This is a genomic window from Streptosporangium sp. 'caverna' (assembly GCF_003203775.1).
In the GTDB taxonomy this organism is placed as follows: Bacteria; Actinomycetota; Actinomycetes; order Streptosporangiales; family Streptosporangiaceae; genus Streptosporangium; species Streptosporangium subroseum.
The window spans coordinates 10,081,101-10,102,209 of the sequence record NZ_CP029711.1; the positions used below are offsets into that span (position 1 = coordinate 10,081,101).

A 21,109-nucleotide genomic window follows, 5' to 3' on the forward strand; every position below is an offset into this window, starting at 1 on the left:
TCGGCCTGGGGCCTGGGCGCCCCCGGATGCCCCGGTGGAACGATACCGATATGCGCACTGCCAATCGGCAGGCACGCGGTCAATGTGAGGATCGTGTTCGCGACCAGAAAACACTTGACGGTTCTTCGCATATTTCACGCCCATCCGCTCTCCGGCGAAACCAGTCAGAAGGAATACGAGTACGTGCGATCCTCTACGGCCGAACGCACCAGACCGACGGCCTCCTGGGCGCATCCCCAGGAGAAACTGAACCCAGCTCCACCGTGTGCGAAATTGTAAATGATCTGCCCTTCTTCATCCCATTCAAGGCAGACGTTTTCCCGCCGGAAAGGCCGCAACCCAACCCGGACCGGCTCATCGGGATCCAGCTTGGCCCGTCGCAGTGCGGGCATGAACGCCAGGCAGCGTTCATACATCTCCCGCACCGGACCATGATTCTCCAGGTTGATATCCGTACCCCACTCGTCCTTTTCCGCCAGTCCTCCGAGAACAAGGATTCGCTGGCTGCGCGGCACGATGAAGACGATGTCCTGTTCGTCTTTCCCCTCGGTGTGGGAGACGCAGTGGGCCTCGTTGATCCGGCATCCGCGAATCCCGTCGTTGCGGACCCGTACCAGCGCGCCACGGAGTGGATACATGTCGATGCCGCGGAGCTGGGCGGTGCCGAGGCCCGCGCAGCACACGATCGCCTCGGCGTCGAACCGGTCGAGGAGCTCGGCTCTCCGGTCGGCCAGCAGTCCCTCGACTCGATACTGCTCGACCTGCACACCGTGAATCTTGACCTGCCGCATCAGCCACATCATGTACTGGTCGGTGTCGATCATGGGCGCCATGTGGGAGTACGCGTCGACCACGCCGTAATCGGGACTGATGCCATTGCGTTCCGCGAGTGACCGATCGCGGACGAAGCCGCGCACCTTCCCCGCGAGCTCCTGCATCTTGTGCAGGTCCTGCGGATTCTCCTCGACGGGATGCCTGAAATAGAAGTTGGATCTTCGCATGGCCACTCCGGGGACTTTGGCCCGGGCCAGCTCCTCGAACATTCCGTACGAGGTGACGCACCATTTCTTGGAGCGAGCGAGTGAGATCTGATCGTGGTGGTAACCGCACACCGCGGGCGGCCACTCCCACAGCGCGCCCGCGACGACCGAGACAATGTCGGGTGCGAATTTGTCCGCGATCACGGTGACGCGGAATCCTTCCCTGGCCAGACAGAGCGCAGTCGTCAGTCCGCTCACGCCGGCCCCGACGACAAGTATCTTCCTTGAACTCGCGCGCACCTAAGAACGCCTTCTTCCTGAATTCATCCAGCTCGATCACTTTTCGGCACGGTCGACCGCGGGAGGCCGCCATGACGAATGCTGAAACCCTTCCAGGGTAAATCGGGATACCACCGAACTCGGGAGTGAAGGCAGGCCTATCGCAGGAGAAGAGCAACCGCGAGTCGATGGGAAACCATTACCGGTAAAGGCAACGATCCGGATCGAATGGTGGCAAAGCCGCACCGGACCTGAATCCTCCGATGACGAGCGTTTGGTGGCGAGCTGGATTTTCGCCATCAATCCATCGATCGGCGGGGGCCAATATTGGCACATTTTTAGCCGATCCCCAGCGGTTACGGCGGGCCGATAAGGGCCTCGGGGGGCTGGATTGCCTGCGTTGATATTTGGGCTCGCCTATATGCCCTATTGGCGGCACCGAGCGCGGCTTTGACGGCAGGCCACCGGGTGGGAAGGCAGCCGCCCCGGCCACCCCGGACGGGGCCGGACCGTCATCACGGCCGCCGGACGGGCCGGACGACCGTCACGGCGGCGTCAGACGGTGGTGGAGACGTCCCCGGACATGCCGAAGGCCTGAGGCGGGGGTCGCCTCAGGCCTTCGGTGAACGGTGAGAAGGGAGTGTCAGGCGGTGGTCAGGTAGATCTGGCCGAAGACCTCGGAGAGCTTCTTGAGGTCGGTGGTCACGTCCACCTCGGGGGTGTTCAGGTCGTAGACGGCCGCCATGCGGCGCTGGATCGGGGTGAGCTTCTTCAGCTCGTCCCAGGCGGTCAGCCGGCTCGCCGTGCCCTGGGCGTTCTGGACGCGGGTCCAGAGGTTCACCTGCTGAGCGGCGCCGTCCATGACGGGCTTGGACACCCGGGAGGCGACCTGCTCGGCGGTGACCTGACCGACGAGACCGGTCTCCTCGGCGGCGACCTGGGCCAGGACGTCCCATGAGCTGGCGCGGACCTGGATCCACTGGTTGCGCTGCGCCTGCTCGGCGCTGATCTTCCAGGGGGTGTAACCGCCGTACAGCAGGCCGGTGTCCAGGGAGATCTGGTCGATGCCCCCGGCGGTCAGGGATGCCTCCAGCTGCTCGGGGACGAGCAGCGGATACTGCTTGCGCATCTCCGTCTTGCAGGCGGCGTTCGCTCCACAGGCGAACTCGGGCACGACCGTGTGCACGCCCAGCCGCTTGCCGGGCGCGGCCTGGCGCAGAGCCGTGGACGCGGCGGTGACGAAGGTGTTGATCTCCTCCGCCGTCTTGAAGTTCTTGTTGTAGCCCAGCTGGGAGGTGAAGCGGATCCCGGCCACCTCCGGCCGTGCGGCCAGTGCGCCGATGCGCTTGACGGCCGCGGCGAAGGTCGTCGTGCCCGCCTTCCAGTCATCGGCCAGCTCGGTGTCGATCCAGACCCTGAACCCGTCGGCCTTGGCGGTGGTGATCGCCTTCCCGGTGGGGGTCTGAGCGGCGGCGGCGACGGCGGCGGTGTCCTGCAGGGTCACGTTCTTGGTCGTCGCGGCGCCGACGGGGAGCTTGGAGCCGCCCAGCTCCGACCCGCTCACCGTCCCGTCACCACCGGCCTCATAGCCGCCGATCGCGCACTCCTGGCCCGCTTCGCACTCGGGCACCCCGCCGTCCTCGGCGCCCTCGGGGATGGGCGAGTTCTCGTCGCCCGAGATCTCGTCGCCCTCCGGCATGGGGCAGACGTCCCCCGGAGAGGAGCAGTCAAGGAACTTCCCCTCCTGGGGAGTGGCCTCCTTGAGGTTGGCCGAGTCGTTGGCCCCCCAGAACAACGCGACGTCAAGGGCCTCCTCCGGCTTCGCAAGCCATACGCAGACGACGTACGCGGGGGTGTCGGCACCCATCAGATCGTTGCAGCTACGAGGGTCGTCATCCTGCGAGTAGGCGGCCCCCGGCGTCATGACACCGACGACCGCGAGCGTGGCGCCGATGGCGAGAGCCCGGCGCAGAGTAAATCGCATGTACAGAACTCCCCGGTAAAGCCGGTCAAAAGCATCAAAACAATTTGTTTGCACTCTAGCCAGACGAGATCACCCCAACAACCCCGGTCAGGAAAACAACTCCGGTCACGAAAACATCGGAATCCCCATGTCCCGGAGGCCGTTCGGTGCGCGGTCACGACAGCCGATCACTGATCGGTCCGGCCGCTCGTGCGCAGGCCACGGGCGGGAATCCGCTCGTGAAGACCGAAGCGGGGCTCGGGCTCACGACCATCCTCAAGGATCTCCGCAACGTACTCGGCCAGGGCCGGGGCGTGCTTGAAACCGTGTCCCGACTCGCCGCCGAGCAGCCAGACGCCGTCCTCCGGCTGGGCGATGATCCACTCGCTGTCGCGCGTGATGGTGTACTGGCAGACCTGGCTGAACAGCACGGGCGCCCCCGCCAGACTCGGGAACCTGCGCCGGAGGTAGGCCCGCGAGACGTCCTCGCTCGCCGCCGAGATCCTCCGGTCTCCGGTCTCCGGGTCGTACGGCTCTCCCTCGGCGTCCGACGACACCTTCATCCCGAGCCCGTCGACGTCCCCGTGCCCGTAGATCGATGCGTCGTAGTCGACCCACGCCGGGGTGTCCCACTCGCCCGGCACCGCGAAGTGCAGCGTGTCCTGCTTGGTGACCTGGAGGTCCACGAGCCCGGGAAACAGCCGGGGCAGCCAGGCCCCGCACGCCCAGACCACCCGATCCGCACGCAGCACCTCCCCGCCGACCCGCACCGCCCCGCCGTACGGCTCCGCCCGCCCCCTGACCGACTCGACCCCGGCGGCGAGGGCGAGCCTGGCCGTCACCTGCGTGGCCCGCCTGGCCCTGACCACTCCGGCCTCGGGCTCCCAGAGCACGAATTCCAGGTCGTCGCCGCGGAAGTCCGGGAAGACGGTCCCCGCCCTGGCCGGGTCCCAGATCTCGTGCGGAATGCCGAGCCGCTCCAGAACGGAGGCGCTGGAGTGTTCCCACCCCTGAGCCCGCCGGGCGAACCAGAGCATTCCCATCTCCGCGTACAGCTCCTCGCCGACCCGGTCGCCGAGCTCCCGCCACAGCTCACGGGCCCGCCGCACCATCCGGACATACCATTCGTCGGTGCCGTGCGCGGACCGCAGCAGCCGCGTCTCCCCGGCGCTCGCCTGCCGCAGGTGTCCCGGCTGGTACTGCTCGACCAGCGTGACCCGCCACCCGGACTCCGCCAGCCGCAGCGCCAGCGACGTTCCCCAGATACCCGCTCCGACGATGACGACGGACCTCATCGGCGTCCCCTTCCCCAGATCACACCTCCACCGTGGGCCACGCCGGCTCGCGACCGCAAGCACCGGCGATAATCGAGGGCATGCTCTCAGCCCAGCGGGTGCCCTGATGGCGGCCGAAGCGTCGCAGACCCTCGAACGCGGCCTCCGCCTGCTCCGCCTGCTCGCGGACGGCCGCCGCGGCCGCACTCCCACCGAGCTCGCGGCCGAGCTGGAGCTGAGCCGCCCGGCGGTCTACCGCCTGCTCACCACCCTCCAGAGCGAGGGCTTCGTCCGCCGCGACGACAACGGCCGCGTCCACCTCGGCTTCGGCGTCCTCGTCCTGGCGCGCGCCGTGCAACCGCTGCTGCGTGACGGCGCCCTGCCCACCCTGCGCAGGCTCGCGGAGGAGGTCGGCGCGACCGCGCACCTCACCGTGGCCGAGGGAGACGACGGCCTGGCGGTGGCGGTGGTCGAACCCTCCTGGACGAACATGCACGTCGCCTACCGCGAGGGCTCCCGCCACCCCCTCGCCCGGGGCGCCGCCGGGCTCGCCATCCTCGCCCTGCGTGAGGGCCGCACCGGCTATCTGATCACCGAGGGCCAGCTCCAGGAAGGCGCCCGCGGCATAGCCGCCCCCGTCCCCGGCCTGCCCTGGCTCGAAGCCTCCGTGGGCGTGATCGCCTTCACCCCCCTGGATCCCGGCACCATCGGCCCCCGGGTGGCCGGCGCCGCCGCCGAACTCGCCCGCTCCCTGACCTGAGTGAGCGTTCGAGACTGCTTGATCACGACGGGCGTGCCGTCATCGCGTCCGGCTCACAGGTGATCGACATGGTCGGGCACCGCGTGAACGTCGCCACCCCTCCGGCCCGCGGCGGCCGCGTGAGTGCGGCGGCCGGTCCAGACCTGGCTGAGCTGAAGGACGCTCATGCCGAACATCAGCACGCCCAGCGGGACGTGCAGGGTCTTCACGTGCGCGATACCCAGCGCTATCTGCGCCAGCGTGAGCCCCATGAACACGGCCGCGTACAGGATGGGCCTGGGCGAGCCGCCGCCCGGCCGCCACAGCAGGATCGCGGTGACCAGGTGCAGCACCGCCACGGTGAACACCCCGTACGCCGAAATGCTGTGCAACGCCCGTCCGCCGGACGATGACAGCAGCAGTCCGGCGGTGATCGGCGCGGAGAAGAGGACCAAGGTTTGCAGAGTGATCACGGCACGCAACAACACGGGTGACTCCTTGACGGCTGGGGGACGGGGCGAAGCCGGCGATGATCTGCGGGCCGGATGGTGTCCCAGTAGTCCGACGACGCAACCGCGGGGAATGTGAGGTGCCGCGCCGGCCTCACCTTCCGCGGGGTCGGCTCGTCGCTCTGACGAGGGCGGACGCGACCGAGGAAGGTCGCCACCCCAACGGCCGGGGTGCTTCGACGGCCGCGCGTCCGGGTGGGTCCTAGTGCTGTGGCCCCGTCGTCCACGGCCGGAGCTTGTCGGGGTTGCGCACGGCCCAGATGTGCTTGATCCGGTCGCCTGCGACGTCGAACGCCACCACCATCACGGTGACGCCACCTTGCTGGGCCACCAGACCGGGCCGGCCGTTGACCGTACGCTCCAGGAGCGTCAGGTCGGGCACCCTGCCGGCGATGTCGACGGCGTAGCGCACGACCTGCTCGGCGCCTTCGACCGGGCGGAGCACGGCACTGACCAGGCCGCCCCCGTCGGCGATCACCGTGGCACCGGGGTCGAGAAGGCCGATGAGGGCGTCGATGTCCTTGGCCTCCCACGCGTGCTTGAAGTCCCTGACGAGGTCGGCCTGCCGGGCCGCCGGAGTCGCGGGAGCCTGTGAGTCGCGGATGCGGCGGCGGGCCGAGGAGGCCAGCTTGCGGCAGGCCGCTGGGGTGCGGCCGACGATCTCGGCCACTTCGGCGAAGGAGTAGCGGAAGACGTCGTGCAGGATGAGCGCGACGCGCTCGGCCGGGGTCATCGAGTCGAGCACGACGAGGAAGGCCATGGTGATCGACTCGTCCAGGGTGACCCGGTCGGCCGGATCGGCCGTACTGCCACCCGACGGCCCGCTGGTCCACTCCGTACGGTCGGGCAGCGGCTCGGGGATCCACTGGCCCACGTAGCGCTCCCGCCGGGCCCGCGCCGAGCCGAGCAGGTCGAGGCAGATGCGACCGGCGACGGTCGTCAGCCAGGCGCCGGGGGATTCGATGGCCTCCCGCTGCTGCCCGGACATGGCGTACCAGCGGGCGTAGGTCTCCTGGACGACGTCCTCGGCGTCGGCCAGGGAGCCGAGGAGCCGATACGCGAGATTGATCAGCTGACGCCGCTCACTCATGATCGCGCTCAGGCTCGGATCGAGCCGGTCGTCTCCCGGCTCGGATGGGGTGGTCACGGTGTCGCCGACTTTCCTTGGTCGCGTCTGCCCTCGCCAGACCGACGACACAACCCTCCGGAATGTGAGGTGACGCGTCCGCGGTTGTGTCGTCGGACTACTGAGACACCATTCAGCACGCAGGAAAGCCCGGTTACCCCCGTCCCGTATGCGGATCGCCGTTGAAAGTCCGCGGGGAGAACGTGACCGACCCCGGCGGGGACGTCGCCGGCTTCCGGCGCCGTACGACGCCCGTCGGGTCTCCCGGGAACCCGCCTGCGCGTCTCAGGTCTCCTTGAGCAGCCGCCGGAGAAGCGCGGAGGTCTCGGTCGGCGGTTCGGCCTCGACGACCAGGCGGTTCATGACGTGCCAGTAACCCTCGATGTCGGCCTCCCTGTCGGGATAGAGAGCGCTGGTGAGCTGTTCGAGATACACCACGTCGGGGAGCTCGTTCTCGGGAAAGCGCAGGATGGTGACCGGTCCCCCCGCCGCGGCGTGGCCGCCCGCGCTGAACGGCATCACCTGGATGGTGACGTGAGGAAGCTCGGCGAGCTCGATGAGGTGCTGGATCTGGGCGCGCATCGTCACGTCGCCACCGATCGGGCGGCGCAGCGCCGCCTCGTCCAGTACGGCCCACAGCGTGGGCGGGTCAGGCCGGGCGAAGATCCGCTGACGGCGCATCCGCAGGCCGACACGTCGCTCCATCTCCGCGCTCGGGGCGTTCTGGTGGCCGAGCCGGATGGTGGCGCGCGCGTAGTCCTCGGTCTGCAGCAGGCCGGGAACGAACTGGACCTCATAGCTGCGGATGACCGAGGCCGCCTGCTCCAGCCCGACGTAGGCCTCGAACCAGCCGGGCAGCACATCACCGTAGGCGTGCCACCAGCCCGGCGCGTTGGACTTCTTGGCCATGGCGAGCAGGCTCTCCCGTACGGCGCCGTCGCCGACGCCGTAGAGGGTCAGGAGATCGGCCACATCGCGCGGCTTGAATCCGGTCCGGCCCATCTCCATACGACTGATCTTGGAGTGTGACGCCCGGATCGACTCTCCGGCGCTCTCGCACGTTATCCCGCCGCTCTCGCGCAGCCGGCGCAGCTGCAAGCCCACCATCATCCGCAGCACCGTCGGCCCCGCATGATCGCAGTCCAGGACACGGTCGTCGGACAAATCACTTGCGTCCTGAATAGCCGCCATACTCCCTCTTTGTCGAGAAGCTGTGCATTTCCGACACCTCGCCGCCCCAAGCCTTCCACGTTCCCGGCCCGGCCCGAGAAGACGGGTTCCCTGACATGGCATTCTCGCCATTTTTCGGGGCATCGCGAGAGGGATTTCCAGGCATCCCCGGAGACTTGCCGCAATGTTGCCGAAAACGCTCCGCACCCGAGACGATGGCCTTCATCGGCAACTGCACCTTTGTCCTAATTGTGCCTCATTAAGCGATCTTGGCGGTTCCGGGAAACGCGGGGAGTGAGCAATAAACGGCTCCCGGGAACAGATGCAAACCGGCAAGATAGCAACAAAAAGGTCTTCTCCACCGCCGGTACCGAAGGAAAGAGCCTCCCTCGCCCTCTCGGCTCGCCGACAGCACCAACGTCATCCGCGGCAAGGAGTTCGACGAGGCGACAGCCATCTGGAACGACGCCGGTTCGACTCCGCACTTCCTCCGCGAGCCGGAGCAGATCTCCCGGTTCCTCGGCGGCCGGGAACCGGTGGAACCCGGAGTGGCCTCGTGCCCGCCGTGGCGGACCGGACCCGCCGGTCTAGACATCGGTCACGAAGTGGACGAGTTCTGCGCCGTCGGCCGGAAACTCTGACGCGCCGTCCATCGCCCTCCCTTTGGGACGAGTCCTGCAAAGGGTGACCCAAAAGGCGCAACACGGCGATTCCGGATGACCTTTTCCCTGGTCAGCGGCTTACGGTGGGCATCATCCCGATGGCCAAACCCGTTGAAGGGAGACAGGTCCTCATGCGGATCGTCGTCGACCTCAACCGGTGCGAGGGATACGCGCAGTGCGCGTTCCTCGCACCGGATGTGTTCACCATGCACGGTGAAGAAGCGCTGATGTACACCCCTCACGCCGATGACGCGCAACGCGAGCACGTCGTGAGGGCCGCGGCCGCCTGTCCGGTCCAGGCCATCCTGGTTGACCAGTGGGCCGACCAGGCCGACGAGCCCGCCCTGGCGAGGGAGGCGGACGTCCATGTCGGTTGACGGACCCGCGCAGGTGTTCAAACGGCACGGCCGCATCGTCATCGTGGGCGCCTCGCTGGCCGGCCTGCGTGCCGCGGAGACCCTGCGCAAGGAGGGTTTCACGGGGTCGCTGACCATGATCGGCGACGAGCCTCAGGAGCCCTACGACCGGCCGCCGCTCTCCAAGCAGGTCCTGCTGGGCCGCATGCCGGCGGACGGCGCTCCCCTTCCCCGGCGATGCGCCATCGACGCGCAGTGGCGCCTCGGGGTCGCCGCCACGGGGCTGGACCTGGTCGGCAAGCGGGTGCGGATGGCCGACGGCGAGGAGGTCGCGTTCGACCGCCTGCTGATCGCGACCGGCACCCGCGCCCGGCCGTGGGTGAAGGAGGCCGAGGCCGACCTGGACGGGGTCTTCGTCCTGCGCACCAGCGAGGACGCGGTCCTGTTGAACCGGCGGCTGACCGCCCGGCCTCGGCGGGTGCTCATCATCGGTGCCGGGTTCACCGGCTCCGAGATCGCCTCCGCCTGCCGTGAGCGGGGACTGGAGGTCACGGTGGCCGAGCGCGGCCCCGCCCCTCTGGTGGGCGCGCTCGGTGGCGTCATCGGCACGGTCGCGGCGGAGCTGCAGCGCGCGCACGGCGTCGACCTGCGCTGCTTCATCACGGTCACCGCGCTCGAAGGCGACTCGGCCGGGCGGCTCACGCGCGCCCATCTGTCCGACGGCACCGCGCTGGACGTGGACGTGGCGGTGGTCGCGCTCGGCGCGATGCGCAACACCGAGTGGCTCGCGGGATCCGGAGTGGCCGCCGGCCCGCGGGGGATCGCCTGCGACGCCGGGTGCCGGGCCTTCGACGTCCACGGCATCGTCACCGACGACATCTTCGTCGCCGGGGACGTCGCCCGCTCGCCCCACCCGCTCTTCGCGTACCAGTTCCTCTCGCTGGAGCACTGGGGCAACGCGGTCGCACAGGCCGAGATCGCGGCCCACAACATGATCGCTTCCGGACCCGACCGCCTCCCGCACCTGTGGGTTCCGGCCTTCTGGTCCGCCCAGTTCGGCGTCAACATCAAGTCCACCGGCGTACCGACCATGGGTGACGAACTCATGATCACCCAGGGGTCACTCGCCGAGCACCGCTTCGCCGCCGCCTACGGCTTCCAGGGCCGCGTCATCGCCGCCGTCACCTTCGACCAGGCCAGGTGGCTGGACTTCTACCGCAAACTGATCGAGTCGGCCGCGCCGTTCCCGCTCGACTTCGCCAACGTGGACCGGCGCCCCGAAGGGCTGCGGGCGGTCCCGGCCGAGTTCCCGGATCCCTCCCTGCCCTCTCACGGGCCCACCGTCACCCTGAGCGGCTACTCGCCCAGCGACCGGCGGGTCACGTTCACCCCGGCCCGTGCGTGACGACGAGCTTCCCGACCGGACCTTCACGACGGTGAGCGTCCTGACCGAACATTCGCGACGATGAGCGTCCCGACCGGATATTCAAGGACTTCCATGACTTCGGGCACCCTACTGCGGCAGATCACCGACTACGCCAACCGCGCCGATCCCTACCCGCTCTACGCCGAGCTCCGTAAGACGCCGGTGGCACGGCAGGAGGACGGCGTCTACACCGTCAGCACCTACTGGGAGATCCTCTCCCTGCTGCACGACCCGCGGCTCAGCTCCGATCTGCGCAACCGCACTCCCCAGCCGGGCTGCGCCCTTCCCGTGGAGGAGGACCCGGGCCTGCCGGTCAGCTTCATCAGGCTCGATCCTCCCGAGCACGACCGGCTGCGCCGCCTGGCGACGCGCCCGTTCGGGCCGCCGAAGAACCCCCGGCGGATCTTCAACATGCGCGGCGAGCTCGCGCAGATGATCTCCGAACTGATCGACGGCTTCCAGGGCAGGAACCAGGTCGACCTCGTCGACGACTTCGCCTACCCCTTCCCCGTGACGGTGATCTGCAAGCTCCTCGGGGTGCCCCGCCAGGACGAGCCGCGCTTCCACGCCTGGGCCGAGGCGATCGTCGCCGCCCTCGATCCCAACCCGGCCGAGGGTCCCGCCGAACGGCAGCGCACCTCCGACCAGGCCCGATCCGAGCTGGGCCTGTATCTCGCCGAGCTCATCGAGGAGCACCGTCGCACGCCCGGCGAGGACCTGCTCTCCGCGCTGGCCCTCGACCACGGTCCCGACGGGCAGATGACGTCGGTGGAGCTGATCGCCACCGGAGTCCTGCTGCTCATCGCCGGTCACGAGACCACCGTCAACCTCATCACCAACGGGATGCTCACGCTGCTGCGTTATCCCGACGTCCTCAAGAGGCTGCGGGAAGATCCCGGCCTGGCCGTCCCGCTCGTCGAGGAGCTCCTGCGCTACGAGCCGCCGGTGCAGCTCCTGCCGCAGCGCACCGCCCTCGCCGACATCGACATCGCGGGCACCACCATCCCCAGGGGCGCACCCATCTGGCTCGTCCTGGCCTCCGGCAACCGGGATCCCCAGCGCTTCAGCGATCCCGACCGGTTCGAGCCCGAACGCCAGGACAACCAGCACCTCGGCTTCGGCAGCGGCATCCACTACTGCTTCGGCGCGCCTCTCGCGCGGCTGGAGGCGCAACTCGCGCTGACCGAGCTCGCCCGCCGTCTCGGCAACCCCCGGCTGGTGAGCGACCCGCCTCCGTACCGGCAGAACCCCGTCCTGCGCGGCCCACGTCACCTCCCGATCGCCTTCGACGATCTCTCCGTATAGATCTGGAGTCGTACGGGTCCGAAGGCGGGAAGCTCGCGGAGCGGCTCAGGCCGCGCGTGGTGTTGAGCGGGGTCGATGGTACGCCGGTCGGCGAATCCGGGGCCGGCGGGCTCCCACGACGGTCGGCGGCTCATGCTGAGCGGGGTCGATGGTACGCAGACCCGGGTCAGGTCGGGCCAGGTCGGGCCGGGCCGGGCCGGGCCGGGAGACCGGGGCCGGCGGCTCAGACAGGTCGGTCGGGGCGTTGAAGGGCGAGGGCGGCGGCCGTGCCGTCGATCAGCGCCCGGAGGCCGTACTCGAAGGTCTCCTCGCCGAACGAACCGCCGCCCTCGCGAAACGCCACGAGCAGGGTCGCCTCCATGCCCCCGTCGAGCATCTCGGCCATCGCCGCCATCCGGTCCTGCGGTCCGTCGCCGGGCTCCCGGCCCTCGGTCCGGTTCGGCGTTCCGTCGGCGGGCTCCTGGCCCTCGGTCCGTTCCTGACGGGTGGCCTGCTCCTGCAGGACGGCTCCGTTGGTGTAGTGAGTGAGGGCCGTGATCGTGCGCAGCGCCAGCAACGGGGTGAATCCGTGGCCGACCATGGCGGTCAGCTCCTCGTCGAACATCCTCAACGTCGCCGGGCTCAGCCGGGCGGCGTTGGCGACGATGCGGGCGCCGTCGCGGTGGGCGAGCAGGGACTCCCGGTACGCACGGGCCCGGCGGGCGAGCCAGTCCTGCCAGGACTCGCCGTCGCGGGGCGGGCCCATCCCGGCGGCCACGACGATCGCGTCGGCCATTCCGTCGAGCAGTTCCTGCTTGTTGCGCAGGTGCCAGTAGAGCGCGGGTGACTGGACACCCAGCTCGGTGGCGAGCCGTCGCACCGTCAATCCGTCCAGCCCGACCTCGTCGAGCAGCCGCAGCGCCGCTTCGATCATCATCTGCCGGGTCAGGCCGGCCCGCCTGCTCTGTGCCATCGATTGACACCTTAGCAGCGCTAAGTTTAACTTAGCACTGCTAAGGAAGCACCGGGCTCGCCGAGAGACCACCGAGGTGGAAGCAATGATCACAACGACATCGGCCGACGGCACCAACGTCCTCGCCGCCGACGAGGGCCGGGGACCGGCCGTCCTCGTCCTGCACCCCGGCTCCGACGACGGGAGGACCTGGGGGAAGGTGGCCGGGTTGCTGGCGGCGCGCTTCCGGGTCGTGCGCCTGCACCGCCGCCAGTATCGGCTGGACCTCACCGCCGGCTCACCGTTCTCGATCGCGCAGGAGGTCGACGACGTCCTCGCGGTGGCGAAGGTGATCGGCGAGCCCGTCCTGCTCGTCGGTCACTCCTCCGGCGCGGTGGTCGCGCTGGAGGCCCTGGTGGCCTCGCCGTCGACGTTCGCCGGTGCGGTCCTCTACGAGCCGGCCCTGGTGATCGGCCCTCCGCTGGGAGGCGAGGCGGTCAAGCAGGCCAGGGCGGCGCTCGCCGCCGGCAGACCCGGCAGAGCGATGGCGATCTGGCTGCGCGACGTCATCCGGCTCCCCCCCGTGGCTCGCCCGGTTGAGCGGGGCATACGTGGCCGTCCGCCCCCGATACCGCGCACTCCTCCCGCGGCAGCTCGACGACAGCGACGCGCTCGACCAGCTGGGCGTCCGCCTTGACGCCTACGCCCGGATCGAGACTCCGATCACCCTGCTCACCGGCGATCGCAGCCCCGCCCATCTCGGCGAACGGCTCGACGCCCTCGCCCACCGGCTGCCGCACGCCGAAAAGGTGGTGATGCACGGACAGGGTCATGCCGCCAACAGGACGGCCCCCGGCGAGGTCGCCCGCATCATCGAAACCCTCGCCGACGGGGTCCTGCGCTGACCCGATGCCGCCGTACGCCGGGGGCGCCCGCGCCTCGATGTCAAAACCTCGCCATGACCGGCACGACCTCGTGAACCGGCGGATGCTGAGGGCCAGCACATCGGGCTGGTGCCGGGCGGTGGACCACAGGGCATGCCTCACTTCGTGTGGGAGGTCGCATCCGTCTGAGCAAGGCCCCTTCTCAAGATCCCGAAAATTAAGATCCTCAAGGAGAGAATCCGCCATGAGCAGCACCGAAAGCAGCACCTACCAGGGATTCACGGCCGAAGAGCGAGCCGCGATGAAGGACCATGCCCAGGAGCAGAAGAAGGCGGCGCGCCGTAGCTCGCATGCCGACAAGACGGCGCAGGAGCAGCGGGACGTACTCGCGAAGATCGCCGAAATGCAGGAATCGGACCGGATCTTGGCCGAGCGCGTCCATGCCGTCATCACCGTCAGCGCCCCGGCCCTCGCGCCGAAGCTCTGGTACGGGATGCCCGCCTACACGCTGCACGGCAAAATCGTGTGCCACTTCCAGAGCGCGGCCAAGTTCAAGACACGCTACGCGACGCTCGGGTTCAGCGACCAGGCGAACCTGGACGACGGCACGATGTGGGCTGCCGGTTTCGCCCTGACCGAGGTGACGGCCGAGGTGGAGGCGCGGATCAGTGCGCTGGTGAAGCAGGCGGTGAGCTGAGGCGCTCGTTCCGAAAGCCTTCCTTATGGATGGGGCCGAGTCGCTGGGCGCGCTCATGCCGGCGCTCAGCGGACGTTTGACATCTCCTCCCCCTTGACAGATCGTTGTTCATATAAAGGACGCTGGCGTCCTATATGCGGACAGAATAGGGAGAAGCGGATGCCGTACTACCGCGTCGTGGGTGAGATTCCCCGCAAGCGACATGTGCAGTTTCGGCGGCCCGACGGCGGCCTGTATGCGGAGGAGTTGATGGGCGAGGAGGGCTTCACCAGCGACTCGTCCCTGCTCTACCACCGTCATCTCCCCACCGCGATCATCAAGGCCGAGGCGGTCACGCCCACTGAGAGCACCACGCTGGTCCCCAACCTGCCGCTCTCCCCCCGCCACCTCCGTACCCAGGACCTGCCGACCGGCGGCGACCTGGTCACCGGGCGCGGGCTGCTGGCGGGCAACGCCGACGTCCGCATGTCGTACGCCGCGACCGAGACCCCCAGCGAGCTCTACCGCAACTCCATGGGCGACGAGTGCGTCTACATCGCCACCGGCCGGGTCAGGTTCGAGTCGACCTACGGGGTGATCGAGGCCGGCGAGGGCGACTACGTCGTCATCCCCACCGGAACGATCCACCGCTGGGTTCCCCAGGGCCGCGTCACGGCCTTCACCATCGAGGCGGCGGGACACATCCGGCCGCCCAAGCGCTACCTGTCCAAGTACGGCCAGTTCCTGGAGCACGCGCCCTACTCCGAGCGTGACCTGCGCTCCCCGGGAGAGCCTCTGATCGTCGAGGGCGAGGAGGTGCCGGTGCTGGTCCGCACGCGCGGCGGGCTGACTCGGCTGGTCTACCGCAACCACCCGTTCGACGTGGTCGGCTGGGACGGCTGCCTCTACCCCTACGCGTTCAACATCAACGACTTCGAGCCCGTCGTGAAGCGCACCCACGCCCCGCCGCCGGTGCACCAGACCTTCGAGGGCCCGAACTTCGTGATCTGCTCGTTCTGTCCCCGGCCGCTCGACTTCCACCCCGACGCCGTCCCCATCCCCTACAACCACCACAACGTCGACTCCGACGAGCTGATGTTCTACGCGGGCGGTGACTACACCGCGCGCAAGGGCTCGGGCATCGACGTCGGCTCGATCTCGCTGCACCCGGCCGGGTTCACGCACGGCCCGCAGCCGGGCGCCGTCGAGGCGGTCATCGAGGCGGTACGGCAGGGGCACACTCAGACGAGCGAGCTGGCCGTGATGGTCGACACCTTCCGCCCGCTGGACCTGGGTCCCGCGGGACTGTCCGTGGAGGACTCCGCCTACGCGTGGACGTGGGCCCGATGACGGACGCGGCCCCGACGGGCTCCGGCTCGACAACGGACACGGACAGGACAAGGAGCACGGGTACGGCAACGGGCACGGGTACAGGTACGACAACGGGCACAGGTACGGGCTCGGGCCGGCTCTTCCACGGCCTCGTCGACGATGCCGGGCTGTTCCCCCCGACCTCCCTGCCGATGGCCGAGGCTCTGGAGCGGCACAGGACCGATCTGGCCGGGAACAACCCGGTGCTCACCCATCGCTTTCTCTGCCCGGCCAGCCGCCTGGCGGAACTCCGTGCCCACCTGACCTTCCCGATCCGGCTCGGGCTCATCCTGGACACCCCGGACGTCCCATCGCCCGGGGACGTCGCCGTCGAGCTTGTCGAGGTACGACAGCCGCCCGGCGATTCACCCACAGCCGTGTCCGAACGGCTGAACCCCCTGCTACCCGGCGGAGCCCGGCTGTTCGTGGAGGTCCCCCCCGGGAACCACGCGTCCCCGCTCCACGACACCGCTCCGCCGGGTTCCTCCCCCCACGACGACACCCGGCCAAGCCCGGACTCTCCGTCCCACGCCGCCCCGCCGGGTTCCTCGCCCCACGACGCCGCCCGGCCCGGACTGAAGTTCCGCTGCGGCGGGCTCACCGCCGACGCCTTCCCCACCGCCCATGACCTGGGCGCCGCCATCACCCACTGCGTCGAGCACGGGATCCCGTTCAAGGCGACCGCCGGGCTGCACAACGCGGTCCGCCACTTCGACCCCGCGCTGGGGGTGGACCGGCACGGCTTCCTCAACCTGGTCCTCGCGGTCTGCGCGGCCGTCGAGGGCCGCGACCCGGTGCCGGTGCTGAAGCTGACCGACGTCGGCGAGTTGGTACGGCTGGCGCAGGCCGTACCGGATGACACCGCCGGGCGGGCCAGGAGTCTGCTGGTGTCGTACGGCTCGTGCAGCACACAAACCCCGATCGAGGACCTGGTGGCCCTCGGTCTGATCGCTCAGTGGCCGTCCGAGGCCGTGGGCGTGGATCCCCAGGACCGGCAGAGGTCCGACGCGAGCATCAACACAGAGGAGAACGCCTGATGTCCTGGGGCCTGGAGAACCTTCCCTACGGAGTCTTCTCCCGCAACGAGGGTGAGATCCCCCGCGTCGGCGTGCGGTACGGCGACCACGTGGTCGACCTCGCCGGAGCCCTGCACGACGAGGTGTTCGCCACCGGTTCGCTCAACGCCTTCCTGTCCAGGGGCCCCGCCGCGTGGCGGGACACCCGGGCCGTGATCCAGAGCAAGCTGAGCACCGACCAGGCGGCGGTCGAGCCGCACCTGATCCCGCTGGACCAGGTCACGCTGCACCTGCCGATCGAGGTGGCCGACTACGTCGACTTCTACTGCTCGCTGGAGCACGCCTCCAACCTCGGCCGGATGTTCCGCCCCAACGAGGAGCCGCTGAAGCCGAACTGGCGGCATCTGCCGGTCGGCTACCACGGCAGGGCCGGGACCGTCGTCGCGTCCGGCACCCCGATCGTCAGGCCCTCCGGGCAGCGCGGCGCGGCGATCTTCGGGCCCTCGTCCAAACTCGACATCGAGGCGGAGGTCGGGTTCGTCGTCGGCACGCCGACCGCACTCGGCGACCGAGCCGGCCGTTTTGAGGACCATGTGTTCGGTGTGACACTGGTCAACGACTGGAGCGCCAGGGACATCCAGGCCTGGGAGTACGTCCCGCTGGGTCCCTTCCTCGGCAAGTCCTTCGCCACCTCGATCTCACCGTGGATCACCCCGCTCGCGGCCCTGTCGCAGGCCCGCGTCGCGGGCAGGGAACAGGATCCCGAGCCGCACGACTACCTGCGCCGTCAGGAGCCGTGGGGGCTCGACCTGAGCCTGGAGGTCGCGATCAACGGCGAGGTCGTCTCCCGCCCGCCGTACCGGGACATGTACTGGACGCCCGACCAGATGCTCGCCCACATGACCGTCAACGGCGCGTCCCTGCGCACCGGCGACCTGTACGCCAGCGGTACGGTCTCCGGCGCCGAGCCGGGAGAGCGGGGGTCGCTGATCGAGCTGACCTGGAACGGCACCGAGCCGCTCAAACTGCCCGACGGCTCGGCCAGGGCCTTCCTGGAGGACGGCGACACCGTCACGATCTCCGCGACCGCCCCCGGTCCCGGAGGGGCCGTGATCACTCTGGGCGAGGTGTCGGGAACCGTCGTGCCCGCCAGATAGGCCCGTGACATGACCCAACGTGCCCGCTCGATCACCGACGGGTGGAACGGAGGCGGATGCCGGTGAATTTCACCGGTTCGAGAGCGGCCGCGAAACCGGGGCGGCGGGGACCGGGAGATCGAACCGGGAAAACGGGGAAACGGAGCCGGGGCGGATCGGAAAACCCCGCCGGGAACGGCGGGAGAACCGATTCGCAATCGCGACGCGGCAACCCCCGACGGGCATCCGAATAACGACATACGGTAGAGGAAGGAACCTCTCGGACGCCCGCCCCGTTCAATGAGTAGTAGGAGGGCCGGAGCATGGATGACTGGATCATCTGGTTGATTTTCGCGGTGGTACTGGGCGTCGCGGAACTCTTCACCTTGACCACGGCTCTCGGCCTGCTCGGCGGCGCAGCGCTGCTCACCTCCGTCGCCGCCCTTCTCGGCCTGCCGATCCCCCTGCAGCTTCTGGTTTTCACGGCCTCCCTGGTCGCCGGAGTGGTCGTGGTGCGGCCCATCGCCAAACGACACCTCAAGCTCCAGCCCTCAAGCAAGCGCTTCGGGATCCAGGCTCTCGTCGGCAAAACCGCCTACGTCCTGCGCGAGGTGAACGGCCGGGAGGGAAGAGTACAGATCGGCGGGGAGGAATGGTCGGCCAAGGCATACGACGAGACGCTAGTGATTCCTGCGGGAGCGGTCGTCGACGTTATCGAGATCGAAGGCGCCACCGCGCTCGTATATCCCCGGGAGTAACCCTATGGATGCATTCCTGATTGTCGGACTGCTCATCGTATTGTTCGCCGTTTTGACGGTGGTCCGTTCGGTGCGCATCGTCCCCCAGGCCCGTGCCCGCAACGTGGAGCGGCTCGGCCGCTACCACAGCACGCTCAAGCCGGGCCTGAGCTTCGTGATCCCCTACATCGACCGGGTCTACCCGATGATCGACCTCCGCGAGCAGGTGGTCTCCTTCCGCCCGCAGCCGGTGATCACCGAGGACAACCTGGTCGTCGAGATCGACACGGTGCTCTACTTCCAGGTCACCGACCCTCGGGCGGCGGCCTACGAGATCGCGAACTACATCCAGGCCGTCGAGCAGCTCACGGTCACCACCCTGCGTAACGTCGTCGGCTCGCTGGACCTGGAGATGACCCTCACCTCCCGCGACACGATCAACAGCCAGCTCCGGGGCGTGCTGGACGAGGCGACCGGCAAGTGGGGCATCCGGGTGAACCGGGTGGAGATCAAGGCCATCGACCCGCCCAAGAGCATCAAGGAGGCGATGGAGAAGCAGATGCGCGCCGAGCGTGACAAGCGCGCCGCGATCCTCAACGCCGAAGGCCAGCGACAGTCCCAGATCCTCACCGCCGAAGGTGACAAGCAGAGCGCGGTCCTGCGCGCCGAGGGTGACCGCAGCGCCGCGATCCTCAAGGCCCAGGGTCAGTCCCAGGCCATCGACGAGGTCTTCCAGGCGGTCCACCGCAACGACCCGGACCCGCAGCTGCTGGCCTACCAGTATCTGCAGATGCTGCCGGAGCTCGCCAAGGGCCCGGGCAACACGTTCTGGGTGATTCCCAGCGAGGTCACCTCCGCTCTGCAGGGCGTCTCGAAGGCCTTCACCGAGGTCCTTCCCCGCTCGGCCGCCACCCGCGAGGCCAGTGAGGTTCCTGAGATCAGCGAGACGGCCGCCAGGGAGTCCGCCGAGGCGGAGAAGGCCGCGGCAGAGGCGGTCGCCGAAGCCGCCGAGACCGACTCCGGTCTCCGTCAGCTCGGTTCCGGGGCCGCCGCCCACGCCGACCCTCTCGCCGACCTGCAGGAGAACCGCCACCGCGCCACGCCTTGATCCCTTCCCGCGGTTCCGATGACGGATTCCGCGGCTCACCCGGTGTCTCCGTCCTTGCGGCGAGGACGGAGACACCGGGTTCGAGCGCTTCACGGTGATCTATATTCTCGACGCCCTCCGGCTGCACGTCCCAGGACGCCGGGTTCGAGCGCCTCACAGTGATCCAGGCCCTTGACGCCCTTTCGTTGCACGTCCCAGAGCACCGGGTTCGAGCGCTTCACGGTGGTCCATGCCCCCGGGTGACGACGCCCTCGACGCACTCCGGCGGCACGTCCCAGGTTGTCCCGGCGCGCTCGGCAGGCACAGGATGTAGTTTAGATTTCAACAACATCACGCCGGGCACAGCGGGTCGGGACGATCTCGATCCGGAGGACGGACAATGACCATCGAGACACAGGCCCGCGGCCGCACCGTCGACCGGGTCGAGACCAAGCAGCGCATCGGGCACGACGCCCAGGTCGACGACAAGGCGATCATCATCGCGCCGACCAACCCCGTGCGCACCGACCCGTTCCTGGTCCTGAGCGAGGACTGGTTCTCCTCCCCGGGCTTCGAATGGCATCCGCACCGCGGGCTGGAGACCGTCACGACGGTCCTGGACGGAGTCCTCGAACACGGTGACAACGCCGGCAACGTCGGCGCACTGCAGGCCGGTGGCGTCCAGTGGATGACGGCCGGACGCGGGATCATCCATCGCGAGCTGGCCTACCGCAACGAACATGCGCACACGTTGCAGCTGTGGCTGAACCTGCCCGCGCGCTCCAGGATGGTCGACACCCGATACCAGGACGTTCTGGCGGCGGCCCGGCCTCAGATCATCAGCCCCGGGGCAACCGTGGACCTCATCTCGGGCACCCTCGGCGGCGTGAGCGGACCCGCGCTGAACCACTGGCCGGTGCAGGGCGCGATGGTCACCCTCGATCCCGGCGCCACGCTGGAATACGTCCTGCCGGCGCACCACCGGGCGTTCGCGTACATGATCAACGGCGAGGCCCGCGTGGCCGGACGCGTGGTCTGGGCAGGGCAGATCGCCTGGTCCGACCCGCTGGGCCGGACCCAGAAGGACAGTACTCTGCGGCTCGCCGCGGCCGACCGCGGAGAGCAGGTCAAGCTGATGATCTACAGCGGCCGGCCGATCGCCGAGCCGATCGCCATGGGCGGGCCGTTCGTGATGAACAAGCGCACCGAGATCGCGCAGGCGTTCGCGGACTTCCACGCCGGCAAGTTCGGCGCCGTGCCTCGCCAGGCACGCCTGAAGCACGCGTGACCGGCGCACGTGGAACACACGTGTAGACCGCACGCCTGAAACACGCGTGACCGGCGCATGTGAAACACACGTGTAGATCGCGCACCTGAAACACGCGTGACCGTGCACGGCCCGTCGTGAGGGCGGGGCTCCCTGCGAAGAGCCCCGCGGCTCTGCCTGCCCCCGACCGGCCGCATCCCCCTCTGACCCACCCT

21 protein-coding genes are annotated in these 21,109 nt (G+C 68.9%); 13 read left to right on the forward strand and 8 right to left on the reverse strand.

Annotated features, from left to right (window positions below; all coding sequences use genetic code 11):
• Window positions 1–164: 164 nt before the first annotated feature.
• The 3 genes from DKM19_RS43490 to DKM19_RS43500 all read right to left on the reverse strand — a co-directional run bounded on the left by DKM19_RS43490 (window position 165) and on the right by DKM19_RS43500 (window position 4,517).
• The gene (locus tag DKM19_RS43490; protein WP_110704395.1) at window positions 165–1,280 is read right to left on the reverse strand and encodes an FAD-dependent oxidoreductase; all 1,116 of its coding nucleotides are present in this window, start codon (window positions 1,278–1,280) and stop codon (window positions 165–167) included.
• Between the two features lie 622 nt (window positions 1,281–1,902).
• Window positions 1,903–3,243 carry a hypothetical protein gene (locus tag DKM19_RS43495; protein WP_110704397.1) on the reverse strand — a complete coding sequence of 447 codons (1,341 nt, stop codon included), beginning with the start codon at window positions 3,241–3,243 and terminating at the stop codon, window positions 1,903–1,905.
• A 167-nt stretch (window positions 3,244–3,410) separates the two neighbouring features.
• On the reverse strand, window positions 3,411–4,517 hold the full coding sequence (locus tag DKM19_RS43500) for an FAD-binding oxidoreductase (protein ID WP_110704399.1): 1,107 nt from the start codon (window positions 4,515–4,517) through the stop codon (window positions 3,411–3,413).
• 106 nt (window positions 4,518–4,623) lie between these two features.
• Between DKM19_RS43500 and DKM19_RS43505 the strand changes: the two genes are divergently transcribed.
• A complete protein-coding gene (locus tag DKM19_RS43505; protein WP_110704401.1) occupies window positions 4,624–5,256 on the forward strand; it encodes an IclR family transcriptional regulator in 633 nt (210 codons plus the stop codon).
• Between the two features lie 53 nt (window positions 5,257–5,309).
• On the opposite strand, the gene DKM19_RS43510 is transcribed toward DKM19_RS43505, so the two are convergent.
• The 4 genes from DKM19_RS43510 to DKM19_RS50280 all read right to left on the reverse strand — a co-directional run bounded on the left by DKM19_RS43510 (window position 5,310) and on the right by DKM19_RS50280 (window position 8,266).
• Complete coding sequence (locus DKM19_RS43510) at window positions 5,310–5,723, reverse strand: hypothetical protein (protein WP_204358492.1); 414 nt, start codon at window positions 5,721–5,723, stop codon at window positions 5,310–5,312.
• Between the two features lie 223 nt (window positions 5,724–5,946).
• Complete coding sequence (sigJ, locus tag DKM19_RS43515; RefSeq protein WP_110704403.1) at window positions 5,947–6,891, reverse strand: RNA polymerase sigma factor SigJ; 945 nt, start codon at window positions 6,889–6,891, stop codon at window positions 5,947–5,949.
• Window positions 6,892–7,155: 264 nt separating this feature from the next.
• On the reverse strand, window positions 7,156–8,061 hold the full coding sequence (locus DKM19_RS43520; RefSeq protein WP_110704405.1) for a helix-turn-helix transcriptional regulator: 906 nt from the start codon (window positions 8,059–8,061) through the stop codon (window positions 7,156–7,158).
• Window positions 8,036–8,266 carry a hypothetical protein gene (locus DKM19_RS50280; RefSeq protein WP_162641154.1) on the reverse strand — a complete coding sequence of 77 codons (231 nt, stop codon included), beginning with the start codon at window positions 8,264–8,266 and terminating at the stop codon, window positions 8,036–8,038. The genes DKM19_RS43520 and DKM19_RS50280 overlap by 26 nt, the downstream gene beginning before the upstream one ends.
• A 567-nt stretch (window positions 8,267–8,833) precedes the next feature.
• Between DKM19_RS50280 and DKM19_RS43530 the strand changes: the two genes are divergently transcribed.
• The 3 genes from DKM19_RS43530 to DKM19_RS43540 all read left to right on the forward strand — a co-directional run bounded on the left by DKM19_RS43530 (window position 8,834) and on the right by DKM19_RS43540 (window position 11,789).
• A complete protein-coding gene (locus DKM19_RS43530) occupies window positions 8,834–9,079 on the forward strand; it encodes a ferredoxin (RefSeq protein ID WP_110704409.1) in 246 nt (81 codons plus the stop codon).
• Window positions 9,069–10,463 (forward strand): NAD(P)/FAD-dependent oxidoreductase, encoded by a 1,395-nt coding sequence (locus DKM19_RS43535; protein ID WP_110704411.1) that lies wholly within the window; start codon window positions 9,069–9,071, stop codon window positions 10,461–10,463. The genes DKM19_RS43530 and DKM19_RS43535 overlap by 11 nt, the downstream gene beginning before the upstream one ends.
• 93 nt (window positions 10,464–10,556) lie before the next feature.
• A complete protein-coding gene (locus DKM19_RS43540) occupies window positions 10,557–11,789 on the forward strand; it encodes a cytochrome P450 (protein WP_110704413.1) in 1,233 nt (410 codons plus the stop codon).
• Between the two features lie 223 nt (window positions 11,790–12,012).
• On the opposite strand, the gene DKM19_RS43545 is transcribed toward DKM19_RS43540, so the two are convergent.
• A complete protein-coding gene (locus tag DKM19_RS43545; RefSeq protein ID WP_110704415.1) occupies window positions 12,013–12,741 on the reverse strand; it encodes a TetR/AcrR family transcriptional regulator C-terminal domain-containing protein in 729 nt (242 codons plus the stop codon).
• Between the two features lie 85 nt (window positions 12,742–12,826).
• Here DKM19_RS43545 and DKM19_RS43550 point away from each other — a divergent pair, with 85 nt between their 5' ends.
• The 9 genes from DKM19_RS43550 (at window position 12,827) to DKM19_RS43595 (ending at window position 20,915) form a co-directional block, all read left to right on the forward strand.
• Window positions 12,827–13,417, forward strand: a complete 591-nt coding sequence (locus DKM19_RS43550) for an alpha/beta fold hydrolase (protein ID WP_110704417.1) — start codon at window positions 12,827–12,829, stop codon at window positions 13,415–13,417.
• A complete protein-coding gene (locus DKM19_RS43555; protein WP_110704419.1) occupies window positions 13,332–13,625 on the forward strand; it encodes an alpha/beta fold hydrolase in 294 nt (97 codons plus the stop codon). Before DKM19_RS43550 ends, DKM19_RS43555 begins: the two co-directional genes overlap by 86 nt.
• 223 nt (window positions 13,626–13,848) lie before the next feature.
• Window positions 13,849–14,301, forward strand: a complete 453-nt coding sequence (locus DKM19_RS43560; RefSeq protein WP_110704421.1) for an iron chaperone — start codon at window positions 13,849–13,851, stop codon at window positions 14,299–14,301.
• Between the two features lie 159 nt (window positions 14,302–14,460).
• Entirely contained in the window at window positions 14,461–15,630 is a 1,170-nt protein-coding gene (locus DKM19_RS43565; protein WP_110704423.1) for a homogentisate 1,2-dioxygenase, read from the forward strand.
• The gene (locus tag DKM19_RS51340) at window positions 15,627–16,688 is read left to right on the forward strand and encodes a hypothetical protein (protein ID WP_204358493.1); all 1,062 of its coding nucleotides are present in this window, start codon (window positions 15,627–15,629) and stop codon (window positions 16,686–16,688) included. Before DKM19_RS43565 ends, DKM19_RS51340 begins: the two co-directional genes overlap by 4 nt.
• Complete coding sequence (gene fahA / locus DKM19_RS43580; RefSeq protein WP_110704425.1) at window positions 16,688–17,824, forward strand: fumarylacetoacetase; 1,137 nt, start codon at window positions 16,688–16,690, stop codon at window positions 17,822–17,824. The genes DKM19_RS51340 and fahA overlap by 1 nt, the downstream gene beginning before the upstream one ends.
• A 302-nt stretch (window positions 17,825–18,126) precedes the next feature.
• On the forward strand, window positions 18,127–18,561 hold the full coding sequence (locus DKM19_RS43585) for an NfeD family protein (protein WP_110704426.1): 435 nt from the start codon (window positions 18,127–18,129) through the stop codon (window positions 18,559–18,561).
• Between the two features lie 4 nt (window positions 18,562–18,565).
• Entirely contained in the window at window positions 18,566–19,648 is a 1,083-nt protein-coding gene (locus DKM19_RS43590; protein WP_110704428.1) for an SPFH domain-containing protein, read from the forward strand.
• 379 nt (window positions 19,649–20,027) lie between these two features.
• A complete protein-coding gene (locus DKM19_RS43595) occupies window positions 20,028–20,915 on the forward strand; it encodes a pirin family protein (RefSeq protein WP_110704430.1) in 888 nt (295 codons plus the stop codon).
• Window positions 20,916–21,109: the final 194 nt, after the last annotated feature.

What these genes read in the sequence shown, in the direction of transcription:
- DKM19_RS50280 (WP_162641154.1), bottom strand. Translation starts at nt 8,266, where the DNA reads ATGAAGGCCATCGTCTCGGGTGCGGAGCGTTTTCGGCAACATTGCGGC.
- DKM19_RS43530 (WP_110704409.1), top strand. Translation starts at nt 8,834, where the DNA reads ATGCGGATCGTCGTCGACCTCAACCGGTGCGAGGGATACGCGCAGTGC.
- DKM19_RS43500 (WP_110704399.1), bottom strand. Translation starts at nt 4,517, where the DNA reads ATGAGGTCCGTCGTCATCGTCGGAGCGGGTATCTGGGGAACGTCGCTG.
- DKM19_RS43560 (WP_110704421.1), top strand. Translation starts at nt 13,849, where the DNA reads ATGAGCAGCACCGAAAGCAGCACCTACCAGGGATTCACGGCCGAAGAG.
- fahA (WP_110704425.1), top strand. Translation starts at nt 16,688, where the DNA reads ATGTCCTGGGGCCTGGAGAACCTTCCCTACGGAGTCTTCTCCCGCAAC.
- DKM19_RS43520 (WP_110704405.1), bottom strand. Translation starts at nt 8,061, where the DNA reads ATGGCGGCTATTCAGGACGCAAGTGATTTGTCCGACGACCGTGTCCTG.
- DKM19_RS43585 (WP_110704426.1), top strand. Translation starts at nt 18,127, where the DNA reads ATGGATGACTGGATCATCTGGTTGATTTTCGCGGTGGTACTGGGCGTC.
- DKM19_RS43565 (WP_110704423.1), top strand. Translation starts at nt 14,461, where the DNA reads ATGCCGTACTACCGCGTCGTGGGTGAGATTCCCCGCAAGCGACATGTG.
- DKM19_RS43495 (WP_110704397.1), bottom strand. Translation starts at nt 3,243, where the DNA reads ATGCGATTTACTCTGCGCCGGGCTCTCGCCATCGGCGCCACGCTCGCG.
- DKM19_RS43550 (WP_110704417.1), top strand. Translation starts at nt 12,827, where the DNA reads ATGATCACAACGACATCGGCCGACGGCACCAACGTCCTCGCCGCCGAC.
- DKM19_RS43590 (WP_110704428.1), top strand. Translation starts at nt 18,566, where the DNA reads ATGGATGCATTCCTGATTGTCGGACTGCTCATCGTATTGTTCGCCGTT.
- DKM19_RS51340 (WP_204358493.1), top strand. Translation starts at nt 15,627, where the DNA reads ATGACGGACGCGGCCCCGACGGGCTCCGGCTCGACAACGGACACGGAC.
- DKM19_RS43505 (WP_110704401.1), top strand. Translation starts at nt 4,624, where the DNA reads ATGGCGGCCGAAGCGTCGCAGACCCTCGAACGCGGCCTCCGCCTGCTC.
- DKM19_RS43545 (WP_110704415.1), bottom strand. Translation starts at nt 12,741, where the DNA reads ATGGCACAGAGCAGGCGGGCCGGCCTGACCCGGCAGATGATGATCGAA.
- DKM19_RS43540 (WP_110704413.1), top strand. Translation starts at nt 10,557, where the DNA reads ATGACTTCGGGCACCCTACTGCGGCAGATCACCGACTACGCCAACCGC.
- DKM19_RS43535 (WP_110704411.1), top strand. Translation starts at nt 9,069, where the DNA reads ATGTCGGTTGACGGACCCGCGCAGGTGTTCAAACGGCACGGCCGCATC.
- DKM19_RS43595 (WP_110704430.1), top strand. Translation starts at nt 20,028, where the DNA reads ATGACCATCGAGACACAGGCCCGCGGCCGCACCGTCGACCGGGTCGAG.